The sequence below is a fragment of the Burkholderia cenocepacia genome, from assembly GCF_014211915.1.
Taxonomy (GTDB): Bacteria; Pseudomonadota; Gammaproteobacteria; order Burkholderiales; family Burkholderiaceae; genus Burkholderia; species Burkholderia orbicola.
This window is the reverse complement of sequence record NZ_CP060041.1, coordinates 479,640-492,907: the sequence shown is the minus strand read 5'-3', so window position 1 is coordinate 492,907 and position 13,268 is coordinate 479,640. Positions and strand designations below refer to the sequence as shown.

The window sequence follows — 13,268 nt, the reverse complement described above, 5'->3', positions numbered from 1 at the left end:
CGCGCCCGCGTCATCGTCGACGATCGGTCCCGGCGCGGGTACGGAATTTTGCCTGATTGACACCAATTTTGATCAACTCTAGCATCAGGTTGATTCTATTTATCATGATAAATAGGATCAACCGGCGGCGCGCATCGAAGAGTGGCGTGGGCACGGTTTGGCAGTCGGTCGTATCGCGTGTGTCCCCCTCATGAGGAGCGTCAACTTGAATCGCCGAGAACTGTTGAAACTGGCCGCGCTGTCGGCCGTGCCGGGCGCGCTCGGCAGCATGTCGTCCCGGGTCGCGTTCGCGCAGGGCGCGCCCATCCAGCTTGCCTGCCCGGTGCCGATGTCCGGCCCGTTCGCCGCCAACGGCAAGTACGCCGATCTCGGCATGCAGCTCGCCGTCAAGCAATACGGCAAGGTGCTCGGCGCGCCGCTCGCCTATACGGCGCTCGACACCGAGGGCAAGCCCGCGACGGCCGTGCGGCGCGTGCAGGAGATCGCGCAGCAGAAGGGCGTGCGTTTCTTCGCGGGCGGCATCCTGTCGTCCGAATCGCTGGCGATGGGCAAGGAAGTCCAGAAGGCGGACGGCGTGTTCATCACGACGGCCGGCGCGGACGAGATCACCGGCAAGGACTGCAACGCGGCGACGTTCCGCTGGTCGGTGCCGACCTTCGGCGCGATCGAGCAGACGGTGCGCCCGTTGATCCAGATGCTGCCGAAGGCGAAGCGCTGGTACACGATCACGCCGCAATACGTGTTCGGCGACGGCCTGCTGTCGGCCGCGAAGGCGGTCTTCAAGGAGAAGGGCATCGAGCACGTCGGCAACAGCTATCACTCGCTCGCCGAGAAGGAGTTCAGCGGCTACCTGACGAATGCGGCGGCCGCGCAGCCGGACGTGCTGCTGATCCTGAACTTCGGCTCGCAATCGTCGGACACGCTGCGCCAGGCCGTCAGCTTCGGGATGAAGCGCAACTGCACGATCCTGCTCGCGTGGGCATCGGGCCTCGAGCAGTTCGAGGCGCTCGGGCCGGACATCTGCGACGGCGTGTATTTCGGCGCGCAGTACTGGCACGGCATCGATTCGCCGCTGAACCGCGATCTCGTGAAGCGCGCGAACGCCGCGTTCAAGGCGAACCCGAACTACAGCCTCGCGGGCTCGTACATCTGCTCGAAGATCCTGATCGACGCGATGGTGAAGGCCGGCAGCGCCGATCCGAAGAAGGTCGTCGCGGCGATGGAAGGGATGAAGTACGACGGGCTCACGGGTCCGGAGGAAATCCGCAAGGGCGACCACCAGGTGCTGAAGAACTACTACCTGCTGAAGGGCAAGCCGAAGAGCCGGATGAAGAACGCGGACGACTATGCCGACATCGTCAGCTCCGGCCAGTCGTTCCTGCCGCTCGACAAGACGGGCTGCAAGCTCGCGTGACGCCGTGCATGCGTTCGCGGCGCCACGCGCGCCGCGGGCGTCCGTTACCTTCCTCTCCGACACGGAAGCCATGAACGTCTATCTGCTGCAGATCGTCAACGGCATCGGCGTGGGCATGCTGTATTTCCTGCTCGCCGTCGGCCTGTCGATCGTGTTCGGCCTGCTGCGCTTCGTGAATTTCGCTCACGGCGCGTTCTATCTGCTCGGCGCGTATCTCTGCTACCAGGCGCTGCAATGGTCGGCGAATTTCTGGGTCGCGCTCGCGATCGTGCCGCTCGTCGTCGGCGCGTTCGCATGGATCGTCGAGAAGCTGGTGCTGCGCCACGTGTACGCGCAGCAGCACGAATTTCACATCTTGGCGACGGTCGGCCTCGCGCTCGTGCTGCAGGAGTGCGCGATCCTCGCGTGGGGCCCGCTCGGCGACAACGTGCCGCCGCCCGACGCGCTGAACGGCGTCGTGATCTGGGGCGGCTTCGTCTATCCGAAGTACCGGCTGTTCGTGATCGGCTTCACGGCCGTGCTCGCCGCGCTGCTGTGGTGGGTGCTCGAAGGTACGCGGCTCGGCAGTACGGTGCGCGCGGGCAGCGAGTCGACGGAGATGGTGTCGCTGCTCGGCATCAACGTGACGCGTGTGTTCAGCCTCGTGTTCGCGCTCGGCGCGGCGACGGCCGCGCTGGCCGGCGTGCTCGCCGCACCGATCCGCGGCGTCGATCCGTTCATGGGGATCGAGGCGCTCGGCGTCGCGTTCGTCGTGGTCGTCGTCGGCGGGATGGGGAATTTTCTCGGTGCGCTCGTCGGCGGGCTGCTGGTCGGCATCGTGCAGAGCCTGATGAGCACGCTGTGGCCGGAAGGCGCGCGATTGATGATCTACGTCGCGATGGCGGCCGTACTGCTGCTGCGTCCGAACGGTTTGCTGGGGAGGGCCGCATGATCGATTCGTCGAAACCGTTGCCGCCGGGCGCGGCGGCGTCGCAACGCCCGCGGCCGTGGCGCGGCGTGCTGCAGCGGCCGGAAGGCTGGCTCGCGGTGGTCGCCGCGTGCGTGTTGCCGCTCGTGTTGAGTTCGGGCTCGCTCGCGACCGAAGTGCTGGTGTTCGCGCTCGCCGCGCTCGGCTGCAACCTGCTGCTCGGGTACACGGGCCTGCTGTCGTTCGGGCAGGGCATCTTCTTCGGGCTCGGCAGCTACGCGGCGGGGCTGGTGCTGACGCGCGGTGTCGCATCGGTGAGCGTCGCGCTGCTGGCGGCGGCGGTGCTCGGCGCCGTCGCGGCCGCACTCGTCGGCTGGTTCTCGATCCGGCAGCGCGGCACTTACTTCGTGATGCTGACGCTCGCGTTCGGGCAGTTGTTCTACTTCCTCGCGTATACGACGCCGGATGTGACGGGCGGCGACAACGGGCTGCTCGACATCCCGCGCCCCGCGCTCGCCGCGTTCGGGCATCCGCTCGTCGCGCTGGATTCGCCGTGGCGTTACTACGGCTTCGTCGCGGTGTTGTTCGTCGCGGTGTTCTGGCTGCTGCTGCGCGTGTCGCGCTCGGTGTTCGGCCGCACGCTGCTCGCGATTCGCGACAACGAGGCGCGCGCGGCGGCGGCCGGCTACGACGTGAAACGCTTCAAGCTCGCGGCGTTCGTGATCTCGGGCGCGGTCACGGGCCTGGCGGGGGCGCTGCACGCGCTGATGACGGGCATCGCGCCGCTGTCGAACATCGACTATCACACGAGTGAAATGATCCTCGTGATGACGGTGATCGGCGGCACGGGCAACCTGTTCGCGTCGGTGCTCGGCGCGGCGTTCTACGTGCTGTTCGCGGACTGGCTGTCGACGCTGTGGCCGCGCTGGCTGCTGCTGCTCGGCCTCGTGCTGATCGCGGTCAGCCTGTTCATGCAGCGCGGGTTGTGGGGGCTGGGCGAACGCATCGTGGCGTCGCTGCGGCGTGGCGATCGCGCGGCGGTCACGGTCAAGGAGCGGCAATGAGCGAAGCGATTCTCGAAGCACGCGGCATCGTCAAGCGTTACGGCAAATTCACGGCGCTGGGCGGCGTCGATCTGCGCATCATGCCGCGCACCGTGCATTCGGTGATCGGCCCGAACGGCGCGGGCAAGACGACGCTGTTCCATACGCTGACGGGCACGCTGCCGATCACGTCGGGCTCGATCCTGTTCGACGGTCACGACGTGTCGCACGAACCCGATCACAAGCGCGTGCGGCGCGGCATCGCCCGCTCGTTCCAGGTCACGAGCCTGTTTCCGAACCTGAGCGTGCGCGAGAACCTGCGCGTCGCCGCACAGGGCGTCGAATCGCGGCGGGCGCTGAATCCGTGGACGCCGCCGCGCGGCGCGCTCGCGCATGACGGCATCGTCGACGACGTCCTCGAGCGGCTCGGCCTGCAGCGCTTCGCCGACACGGCGGCCGGCGTGCTGTCGCATGGCCAGCAACGCCGGCTCGAGGTCGGCATGGCGCTGGCGGCGCGGCCGCGCGCGATCTTCCTCGACGAGCCGACGTCGGGCATGGGCATCGACGATCTCGACGACATGAAGGCGCTGATCCGCGGCCTGCGCGACGACTACACGGTCGTGCTGATCGAGCACAACATGGGCATCGTGATGGATATCTCGGACACGATCACGGTGATGCAGCAGGGGCGCGTGCTGGTCGAAGGCCAACCCGACGTGATTCGCGGCGACGCGCGCGTGCGCAGCGCGTATCTCGGCAACATGATCACCGGAGGCCGCGCATGATGCTCGACGTGAAGGAGGTGCACGCGTGCTACGGCAAGAGCCACGTGCTGCAGGGCATTTCGCTGAACGTGAACGAAGGCGAGACGGTGACGCTGCTCGGCCGCAACGGCGCGGGTAAATCGACGACGCTGAAGACGATCGCGGGCGTCGTCGCGCCGACCGGCGGCACGGTGACGTTCGCGGGCCGGCCGGTGGCCGGGCAGCCGGCGCACCGGATCGCCGCGGGCGGACTGTGCTTCGTGCCCGAGCATCGCGGGATTTTCCGGCTGCTGTCGGTCGAGGAAAACCTGCGGCTCGGCGCGCGCCGCGATTCGCCGTGGCAGCTCGACGATATCTACCGGATCTTTCCGCGCCTGAAGGAGCGCCGCCGCAACGGCGGTGCGCAGTTGTCGGGCGGCGAGCAGCAGATGCTCGCGATCGGCCGCGCGCTGATGAATCATCCGCGGCTGCTGATGCTCGATGAGCCGGTCGAGGGGCTCGCGCCGGTGATCGTCGAGGAGATCGTCGAGCAGTTGAAGCGGATCAAGGCGGCCGGCGTCGCGATCCTGCTCGTCGAGCAGAACCTCGAAGTGTGCACGCAGCTCGCGGACCGCCACTTCGTGATCGAACAGGGCGTGATCGTCTACGAAGGCAGCAACGCGGCGTTCGCGGCCGATCATGACGTGAAGGACCGCTACCTGGGTGTCGGTGTGGCATGAGCGCCGTGCCCTTTCAATGCGAGGAATGGCAACGATGCAAGTACAGGATTTGACTCCGGGCGTCGCGGCGTCCGGCTTGCGCGTCGATGGCGCGCGGCTGTGGGACAGCCTGATGCGGCTCGCGCGGATCGGCGCGACCGACAAGGGCGGCGTGTGCCGCCTCGCGCTCACCGAACTCGATCGCGACGCGCGCGACCTGTTCGTCGCATGGGCGAAGGACATCGGCTGCACGGTGCGCGTCGATGCGATCGGCAATATCTTTGCGCGGCGCGCGGGCGAACGGGACGACCTGCCGCCCGTGACGACGGGCAGCCATATCGACACGCAGCCCACTGGCGGCAAGTTCGACGGCAACTACGGCGTGCTGGCCGGCCTCGAGGTGCTGCGTACGCTCGACGACGCCGGGGTTCGCACGCGCGCGCCGCTCGAGGTGGCCGTCTGGACCAACGAGGAAGGGTCGCGCTTCGTGCCGGTGATGATGGGTTCCGGCGTGTTCGCGGGCGCGTTCACGCTCGACCATGCGCTCGCGCAATGCGACCGCGACGGCGTGTCGGTGCGCGATGCGCTGGCCGCGATCGGCTATGCGGGCAGTGCCGACGAGGGGCACGGCGCGCATCCGGTCGGCGCGTATTTCGAAGCGCATATCGAGCAGGGGCCGGTGCTGGAAGCGCATGACACGACGATCGGCGTGGTCGACGGGGCGCTCGGACAGCGCTGGTACGACGTGACCGTCCACGGGATGGAGGCGCATGCGGGCCCGACGCCGATGGAACTGCGCCGCGACGCGCTGCTGGTCGCAGCCGATCTCGTGCGTGCGGTGAACGGCATCGCGCGTGCGCATCCGCCGCACGGACGCGGCACGGTCGGCTGGGTCGACGTGCACCCGAATTCGCGCAACGTGATTCCCGGCCGTGTGACGTTGACCGTCGACCTGCGTGCGGCCGACGACGCGACGCTGACGGCGATGGATGCGGAATTGCGTGCGGCATGTGCCGACCACGGCGCGGCGGCCGGGATGCGGATCGACATCGAGCCGGTCGTGTACTTTCCGCCGCAGCCGTTCGATCCGGCGCTGGTCGAGCAGGTCCGCGCCGGCGCGAGCGCGCTCGGGCTGTCGTCGATGAACGTGATCAGCGGTGCGGGTCACGACGCGGTGTATCTCGCGCGCGTCGCGCCGACCGCGATGATCTTCGTGCCGTGCAAGGACGGCATCAGCCACAACGAGATCGAAGACGCCGATCCGGCGCATCTGGAAGCCGGCTGCAACGTGCTGCTGCATGCGATGCTGGCCGCGGCCGGGATCGCGGAGGGCCAAGCGCGATGAAGATCCTGATCGCCCGGATGAACCACGAGACCAACACGTTCTCGCCGGTGCCGACGCCGCTCGCCGCGTTCGGCCGCAACGGCCCCGACTGGGGCGACGACGCGTATCGCGCGAATCGCGGGATGCGTACCGCGATGGCGGCGTTCATCGACGCGGCCGAACGCGCGGGCGCGGACATCGTGACGCCCGTGTCGGCGGCTGCGAACCCCAGCGGGCCGGTCGCGGCCGACGCGTATGCGGCGATCTGCGATGCGATCGTCGCCGCGGCGCCGGGCTGCGACGCGGTGATGCTCGACCTGCATGGCGCGATGGTTGCCGAACAGAGCGCGGACGGCGAGGGCGACCTGCTCGCGCGCGTGCGTGCGGCGCTGCCCGACGCGCCGATCGCGGTCGCGCTCGACCTGCACGCGAACGTCACGCAGAAGATGATCGACAACGCGGACGTGCTCGTCAGCTTCAAGACTTATCCGCACGTCGACATGTACGAGACCGGCGAGCACGTGGCGCGGCTGCTGCTCGACCGGCTGTACGGCCGCGCGCGGCCCGTGCTCGCGTGGCGGCAGCCGCCGCTGATGACGTCGACGCTGCGCAGCGCGAGCGCCGAAGGCGCAATGCGGCGCGCGGTGGAGGCCGCGCGCGCGGCCGAGGCCGACGGGATGCTCGCGGTGTCGATCCTGCCCGGCTTCTCGCTCGCGGATATTCCTGCACCGTGCATCAGTGTGGTCGTGGTGGCCGATGGCGACCGCGCCGCCGCCGACGCAGTGGCCGAGCGCATCGCGCGGCAGATCTGGGATGCGCGCGACGAATTCGTCTATCGCAGCGCGCCGCTCGCCGAATCGGTCGCGCAGGCCGCCGCGCTTGCGCACGGCGCGGACCGCCCCGTGCTGATGCTCGATCACGGCGACAACTGCATGTCGGGCGGCCCGTGCGACACGATGGACCTGCTCGAAGCCGCGCTCGCGCACGGGCTCGACGGGATCGTCAGCGGACCGTTGTGCGACCCGGACGCGGTCGCGGCGCTGATCGACGCGGGCGTCGGCGCAACCGTCACGGTGCCGGTCGGCAACCGGCTGCCGTCGCACGGCGGCGTGCGGCGCGAACCGTTTCGCGCGACGGGCATCGTGCGCGCGATCACCGACGGCGAATACGTGATCACCGGGCCGACGTATACCGGGCAGCGTGCGTACATGGGCCGCGCGGCCGTGCTCGACATCGGCACGGCCACGCTCGTCGTCACCGAGCGCACGCAGGAGCCGTGGGATCTCGGCGTGTTCGAGAGCGTGGGCGTCGATCCGCGCCGCGCGCGCTTCCTGCTGCTGAAGTCGCGGATGTATTGCCGGCCGGTGTTCGTGCCGATTTCGTCCGCGCTGGTCGAATGCGACAGCCGCGGCGTGACGGGCTCGGACTACGGACTGTTTCGCTACGAGCGGCTCGCGCGGCCGGTGTATCCGCTCGACGACATCGTCGAGTGGTCGTCGGACACGCGACGCACGGATTGACGGAACCGAACCGGAACGAGACGCCGGGTCGGCCCGCTTTCGGGCATCATGCGATGGCGCCGGCCCGTCGAGCAGCAGGGTCGGGCAATCCATTGCGTCCGCAACCGATCCGGAGAACCGACCGCCATGCATTCGAACCTTTTCCGCCTGCGCAGCGCGCGCCTGCTCGCCGCGCTGACCCTCGCCACGACGGCCGTTGCCGTGCACGCCGCCGACTGGATCGTGTCCGGCAACGACGGCAAGTACCAGCGCGTCGAGGGCCGCGACACCTATTTGCCCTCCCCGCCCGCCGACACGCTGACGCTGCTCGATGCGAGTACCTTCCCGCCGAAGGTCGCGCTGCAGGTCGACGTCGAGAACGGCATCCAGGGGCCGCCGCAGGCCGTCGCGATCACGCCCGACGCGAAGCTTGCGCTGGTCGGCGCGCCGACGCGCTATGACACGGCCGCGAAGCAGCTCGTATTCGACACGTTTCTGCAAGTCGTGAATCTCGACAGCGCACCGCCCGCGATCACGCGCATCGAGCTCGGCACGCATCCGCAAGGGATCGCGATCGATCGCTCGGGCCGGCTGGCGCTCGTCGCCAACGTCGACGGCAGCGTGTCGATCCTGCGCATCGACGGCACGCAGGTGACGCTCGAAGGCAACCTGAAAATCGGCAAGAAGCGGCTGGCGGGGATCAGCTTCACGCACGACGGCAGGCATGCGCTCGTGTCGCTGCGCGACGAGCAGGGCATTGCGGTGCTGAACGTCGACGACGGCAAGGTGACCGACAGCGGCACGCGCCTGAGCACGGGCGTCGCACCTTACACGATCGACGTGTCGAGCGACAACCGCTGGGCCGTCGTCAGCAACGTCGGGCTCGCCGGGCTGCCGGGTTACACCGGCACGCTGGCGGGCGACGCCGATTCGGTCGCGCTGATCGACGTGTCGCGCGTGCCGTTCCGCACGGTTCAGTACCTGACGGTGCCGTCGCTGCCGGAAGGCGTCGCGATTTCGCCGAACGGCAAGTGGATCGCCGTGCAGGCGATGGACGGCTCGAACCTGACGGCCGACAACCCGGGCCGCCACAAGCTCGGCAAGGTGCTGCTGTTCGAGATCCGCGACGGGCGGGCCGTGAAGGTGAACGAGGTGCCGGGCGGCGAAGCCGCGCAGGGCATCGTGTTTACCGCCGACAGCCGGCACGTGATCGTGCAATTCAACGTCGAACGGCAGCTTGCGCTGTATGCGGTGGAAGGCGGCAAGCTGCGCGATACGGGCAAGCGGATCGCGCTGACGGGCGGGCCGTCTTCGTTGAGGACGTTGCCGCGCTGACGCGTCGCACGCTTCATCCATTCGTTCGTATCCCTGAGTGAAAACGGCACCCGGTTTCTTCGGGTGCCCGTCGAGCCCCCTCCTTTCCAGTCTGGTTGCAACGCAACAAGCCTCGGCAATTTATACCCAAAGCCACTTAACTCCCATTTGTTTAGTTAAACAAACTGAAAATTCGGGAAACTTCTTGTGGTGAATAAACAGTCGTTGCGGCACTGTAGGCCCGCGGGAACGGCGCCGACGGTCCGAGGTAAATCGCGGGCCGCGCGATAGCGCGCCGGGTAGTCACAAGCGGAAGTCCGTGCGACGCCGATGGGAGACCAGCCGGCGTCGCGCCGCGCCGCGCAAGGTGGCAAGCCTGACGTCCCGCCGGAACATCGTCGATGCAGGATGATTCGTTTAATTAACGGTGCTAAACGAAAAATGAAAAATACACGACTCTTGATCGTCGCTGCGCTGACGTGTGCGGCGCTCGCCGCGTGTGGCGGCGATGACGTGAACAGCCCGTCGATCGCCGGCAGCGGCGGCACCGTCGGTAATGGCGGCACGGACGGGCCATCGACATCGGGGCCATCGCAGCCCGGGCAGCCATCACAACCCGGCCAACCGTCCACGCCCGCGCGCACCAACATGCAGCTGACGCAGTTCGTCAACCCGCTGATCGGCACGCAGGTCAACAATGACTCCGGCTACGGGGCAACGTGAACCCGGGCGCCACCGTGCCGTTCGGAATGGTGGATTTCGGTCCGAACACACCGCGCTACAACTTCAACGGCTCGGGCGGCTACCTGTCGTCGGGTGGGTCGGGCGGCACGATCGACTTCTTCAGCGTCACGCACCTGAGCGGCGTCGGCTGTCCGGGGCAGGGCGCGGTCGCGATGCTGCCCACCGACGGGGCGAACGCCATCGCGCCGGGCGGCAGACCGACCGGTATCGCATACAGCTATTCGGACGAAGTGGCTCAACCGGGCTACTACAAGGTACGCCTCGCGAGTGGCATCACGACGGAGGTGAGCGCGACCGCGCGCGCCGGCCTCGCGCGCTTTACGTACACGGACAAGGACAAGGGTTTCTTCTCGGTCGATGCGAAGCTGAACGGCAACAGCGATTCGGGCAGCACGAGCATCACCGCGAACAACGTGGCGCTTGCGATCGCCGGCGACGGCAAGTCGATGAGCGGGCAGGCGGTCGCGCCGGCGTTCTGCACGCCGTACGGCACGATCTGGAATGCTCCCGTGTATTTCTACGCGACCTTCGACAAGCCGCTGCGCAAGCAAACCGGTACGTCGTCGGTGAATACCGCGAGCAACGGCGCCGCGACGCTGCAGTTCGACCTGACCGATGCCGACAAGACCGTCACCGTGAAGGTCGGCATCTCGTCCGTCAGCGTGTCGAATGCGCAGGCGAACCTCGCGGCCGAGGGTGAAAAACTCGCGTTCGACGATGCGCGTGCGAAGGCATCGGCGGCGTGGAACGACCGGCTCAATACGATCCAGATCGATCAGGCGAAGGACCCGGCTGTGCTGAACGCCACGCAGAAGGCGAACCTCACGAAGTTCTATACGGCGCTGTATCACGTATTCAGCGCGCCGACGCTCTATAGCGACACGAATGGCGAGTTCCGCAGCATGCGTCAGCCGAGGAACGCGAACGGCAGCTATCCGACCTCGGTCGACCGGACCGGCACCGTCCCGCAGCGTGCCACCGCGAACGTGAAGGACTACGCGTACAAACGTCCGGACGGCTCGCAAGGCGGTGGCGCCAATCACTACACGGGCTTCTCGCTGTGGGATACGTACCGGTCGCAGGCGCAACTGCTGGCATTGCTTGCCCCGCGGGAAGCGAGCGACATGATGCAGTCGCTCGTCGTCGACGGGCTGCAATGCGGCGCGTTCCCGCACTGGGTCGACGGCAGCGACGATTCGACGCCGATGGCGGGCGACAACGCACTGAACGTGATTGCCGGTTCCTACAAGTTCGGCGCGACCGACTTCGACCTGGTGTCGGCCGCACGGCTGACGAAGCAGTCGGTGTTCGATCCGTCGAGCGCGTGCAACGACCGCGCGAGTGCGCCCGGGCTCGCCAACTTCCTGACGGCCCATTACCTGTCGCAGAGCGACGATGGCCATTCGTCGTCCGCGACCATCGAGCGCGTGCTGAGCGACCGCTCCGCGGCCGCGTTCCTGCAGGCGCTGCCTGCCGGCGTGCTGAACGCGCCGTCGGTCGGCGTGACGGCGGACAACATCGGCACGCTGTATACGCGTGCGTCGTGGTGGCGCAACATCTTCGACTACCCGAACAAGGTGATCGCCGCGCGCAACGCGCCGCCGGCCGGGGCGGCGCCCGGCACGCTGGGCACGCTCGTGCAGGGCGCGTTCCATGAATCGACGGAGCCGAACTACTTCTGGACCTTCGCGCAGGACTGGTCCGCGCTGATCGACGCGATCGGCGGCAAGCAGGCGGCCGTCGCGCGGCTCAACAAGCTGTTCTCGATCACGACGCCGTATTCGACCGTGCCGACCGCCGGCAGCCTGAACGGTGGCGAATCGTCGAACGGCCTCTATATCGGCAACGAACCGTCGTTCCAGTCGCCGTGGGGCTACAACTGGGCCGGGCAACCGAGCGGGGCGCAGTACATCCTGCCGATCATCATGGCGCAGACGTTCGGCACCGGCCGCGACGGCCTGCCGGGCAACGACGACATGGGCGCGACGTCGAGCTGGTACGTGTGGGCGACGCTCGGCATGTTCCCGGTGATTCCGTCGGAAGCCGGTCTTGCGCTGTCGACGCCGCAGTTCAGCGGGATCACGGTCTGGCTCGGCAACGGCAAGACGCTGCGACTCGAAAGCGACAAGCAGGTCGCGGCCGACGATACCGGCCATGCCGCGTTCCCGTACATCCAGTCGCTGAAGGTCAACGGCGCGGACTACGCGGGCTCGTGGCTGCCGCTGGGCAAGATCGCCAATGGCGGCGCGATGAGCTATGCGCTGTCCGCCACGCCGACGCAATGGGCGGCCGCGGACAACCTGACGCCGCCATCCGGGCCGAATGCGGACTACACGCAGATGACGGCGGGCGGTGCCTCAACCGCGATGCGCATGCAGCACCAGGGCGGCGTGCGATGAACGCAAGGGTGCGCGCGGGGCGCCGCGCTGCGCGCATCCGTCGAGCGCGTCGCAGCGCTTCAAGGATTGAAGGAACTGGCGAACCTGCGACGCACGCACGAGGATGCGTGCGACAAGAGGCACCCGGTACGGCCGCGCACTTACGGACGCAGCAGATCGAATCCGCCGAACACCACGACACCGCTGAGCACGATCATCGCGACGGAGTGCTGGCCGAAGTAGAGAATCGCGGCGGCGAGCCACGTCGTGATGCAGAAGGCGCCGATGCGGGCCATCGTGTGTTCCTCGAATGCGTGATGAGGTGAATGTGTGCCGCGCGGCGTTCGCCGCTCGAGCGGGCGAGCGCATGCGGACGGAAACGGCTACTCGGGAAGCCGCGATCGCGGCGCCGGCCCATGTCGCATGCCGCGCGCAACGGGGGCCGGGAGTCGAAGCCGGCGGCGTCGCGGTCGAGCACGGGAAGGCGCTCGACATGCGTAGCCAGCCGGCGAAGCGGCGATTTTACCAGCGCCGTCATGCCGCCAATCTGGCCCTTTCCCGATCCATTGTGCTCATCGCACGGCAATCCACCCGGCCCCGATATTCAAGTTTCGTGTGACGAATGCCGTAAACGAACTGGAAGGCGATTTTCGCCCTGTCACTTCGTTTACCGACATACGGACCGACACGATGCAGATCGATTTCCCCCCGACCGTGCGATCCCCGCTCGCGGATAGCGGCGCGGCCGCGAATCCGCCCTCCGCGACGTCGCCCACCGGCGCAACGAATGCCGCGAGCGCGACGGGCACGGACGGCACCACGGGTGCGACCGGTACGACAAATACCTCCCGCACCTCCGGCACGAAGGATTCGGCCGGCGCCACCGGCGAAACGCCCGGTGCGGCGGGCGCATCGTCGGAAGACCCAGCAGTTGCCCAGTTGAAGGCGCTGATCGAGCGGCTGCAGAAGCAGCTCGCGACGCTGGAGCGGCAGATGGCTACCGCCGCCCAGCGCGCGAAGGACGACCCGGCCGCGGCCGTCGAACAGCAGTCGCTGAGCGCGGAAGCCAGCGCGATTTCGGCCGCGCTGGCGACGGCGATCTCGCAACTCGCCGCGGCACTCGAGAAATCCGGCGGCTCGCCGTCGGGCGGCCTGGTGTCGACGCAGGCCTGAGCGGCCACGG

Annotated in this window: 12 protein-coding genes; 11 read left to right on the top strand and 1 reads right to left on the bottom strand. The window is 67.9% G+C overall.

Annotation, left to right across the window (positions count from 1 at the left end; all coding sequences use genetic code 11):
* Window positions 1–205: 205 nt before the first annotated feature.
* The 10 genes from SY91_RS31415 to SY91_RS31375 all read left to right on the top strand — a co-directional run bounded on the left by SY91_RS31415 (window position 206) and on the right by SY91_RS31375 (window position 12,106).
* A complete protein-coding gene (locus SY91_RS31415; RefSeq protein WP_023476392.1) occupies window positions 206–1,414 on the top strand; it encodes an ABC transporter substrate-binding protein in 1,209 nt (402 codons plus the stop codon).
* Window positions 1,415–1,484: 70 nt separating this feature from the next.
* A complete protein-coding gene (locus tag SY91_RS31410) occupies window positions 1,485–2,345 on the top strand; it encodes a branched-chain amino acid ABC transporter permease (protein ID WP_006481108.1) in 861 nt (286 codons plus the stop codon).
* Entirely contained in the window at window positions 2,342–3,385 is a 1,044-nt protein-coding gene (locus SY91_RS31405; RefSeq protein ID WP_006481109.1) for a branched-chain amino acid ABC transporter permease, read from the top strand. Before SY91_RS31410 ends, SY91_RS31405 begins: the two co-directional genes overlap by 4 nt.
* Entirely contained in the window at window positions 3,382–4,149 is a 768-nt protein-coding gene (locus SY91_RS31400; RefSeq protein ID WP_043887620.1) for an ABC transporter ATP-binding protein, read from the top strand. The genes SY91_RS31405 and SY91_RS31400 overlap by 4 nt, the downstream gene beginning before the upstream one ends.
* Entirely contained in the window at window positions 4,146–4,847 is a 702-nt protein-coding gene (locus tag SY91_RS31395) for an ABC transporter ATP-binding protein (RefSeq protein ID WP_006481111.1), read from the top strand. Before SY91_RS31400 ends, SY91_RS31395 begins: the two co-directional genes overlap by 4 nt.
* 34 nt (window positions 4,848–4,881) lie before the next feature.
* On the top strand, window positions 4,882–6,171 hold the full coding sequence (locus SY91_RS31390) for a Zn-dependent hydrolase (RefSeq protein ID WP_023476391.1): 1,290 nt from the start codon (window positions 4,882–4,884) through the stop codon (window positions 6,169–6,171).
* Window positions 6,168–7,670 carry a M81 family metallopeptidase gene (locus SY91_RS31385; protein ID WP_023476390.1) on the top strand — a complete coding sequence of 501 codons (1,503 nt, stop codon included), beginning with the start codon at window positions 6,168–6,170 and terminating at the stop codon, window positions 7,668–7,670. The genes SY91_RS31390 and SY91_RS31385 overlap by 4 nt, the downstream gene beginning before the upstream one ends.
* A 126-nt stretch (window positions 7,671–7,796) precedes the next feature.
* Window positions 7,797–8,984, top strand: coding sequence for a YncE family protein (locus SY91_RS31380; RefSeq protein ID WP_023476389.1), 1,188 nt, complete (start codon window positions 7,797–7,799; stop codon window positions 8,982–8,984).
* Window positions 8,985–9,293: 309 nt separating this feature from the next.
* The gene (locus SY91_RS35330; protein ID WP_260632527.1) at window positions 9,294–9,686 is read left to right on the top strand and encodes a hypothetical protein; all 393 of its coding nucleotides are present in this window, start codon (window positions 9,294–9,296) and stop codon (window positions 9,684–9,686) included.
* Complete coding sequence (locus SY91_RS31375) at window positions 9,683–12,106, top strand: glycoside hydrolase domain-containing protein (RefSeq protein WP_260632526.1); 2,424 nt, start codon at window positions 9,683–9,685, stop codon at window positions 12,104–12,106. Before SY91_RS35330 ends, SY91_RS31375 begins: the two co-directional genes overlap by 4 nt.
* A gap of 140 nt (window positions 12,107–12,246) precedes the next feature.
* Here the strand turns inward: SY91_RS31375 and SY91_RS35325 are convergent, their stop codons facing one another.
* On the bottom strand, window positions 12,247–12,381 hold the full coding sequence (locus tag SY91_RS35325) for a hypothetical protein (protein WP_006767081.1): 135 nt from the start codon (window positions 12,379–12,381) through the stop codon (window positions 12,247–12,249).
* A gap of 394 nt (window positions 12,382–12,775) precedes the next feature.
* On the opposite strand from SY91_RS35325, the gene SY91_RS31370 reads away from it, so the two are divergent.
* Window positions 12,776–13,258 (top strand): hypothetical protein, encoded by a 483-nt coding sequence (locus SY91_RS31370; protein WP_043887618.1) that lies wholly within the window; start codon window positions 12,776–12,778, stop codon window positions 13,256–13,258.
* Window positions 13,259–13,268 lie beyond the last annotated feature (10 nt).

What these genes read in the sequence shown, in the direction of transcription:
- SY91_RS31400 (WP_043887620.1), top strand. Translation starts at nt 3,382, where the DNA reads ATGAGCGAAGCGATTCTCGAAGCACGCGGCATCGTCAAGCGTTACGGC.
- SY91_RS31395 (WP_006481111.1), top strand. Translation starts at nt 4,146, where the DNA reads ATGATGCTCGACGTGAAGGAGGTGCACGCGTGCTACGGCAAGAGCCAC.
- SY91_RS31410 (WP_006481108.1), top strand. Translation starts at nt 1,485, where the DNA reads ATGAACGTCTATCTGCTGCAGATCGTCAACGGCATCGGCGTGGGCATG.
- SY91_RS35330 (WP_260632527.1), top strand. Translation starts at nt 9,294, where the DNA reads ATGGGAGACCAGCCGGCGTCGCGCCGCGCCGCGCAAGGTGGCAAGCCT.
- SY91_RS31405 (WP_006481109.1), top strand. Translation starts at nt 2,342, where the DNA reads ATGATCGATTCGTCGAAACCGTTGCCGCCGGGCGCGGCGGCGTCGCAA.
- SY91_RS31380 (WP_023476389.1), top strand. Translation starts at nt 7,797, where the DNA reads ATGCATTCGAACCTTTTCCGCCTGCGCAGCGCGCGCCTGCTCGCCGCG.
- SY91_RS31370 (WP_043887618.1), top strand. Translation starts at nt 12,776, where the DNA reads ATGCAGATCGATTTCCCCCCGACCGTGCGATCCCCGCTCGCGGATAGC.
- SY91_RS31385 (WP_023476390.1), top strand. Translation starts at nt 6,168, where the DNA reads ATGAAGATCCTGATCGCCCGGATGAACCACGAGACCAACACGTTCTCG.
- SY91_RS35325 (WP_006767081.1), bottom strand. Translation starts at nt 12,381, where the DNA reads ATGGCCCGCATCGGCGCCTTCTGCATCACGACGTGGCTCGCCGCCGCG.
- SY91_RS31390 (WP_023476391.1), top strand. Translation starts at nt 4,882, where the DNA reads ATGCAAGTACAGGATTTGACTCCGGGCGTCGCGGCGTCCGGCTTGCGC.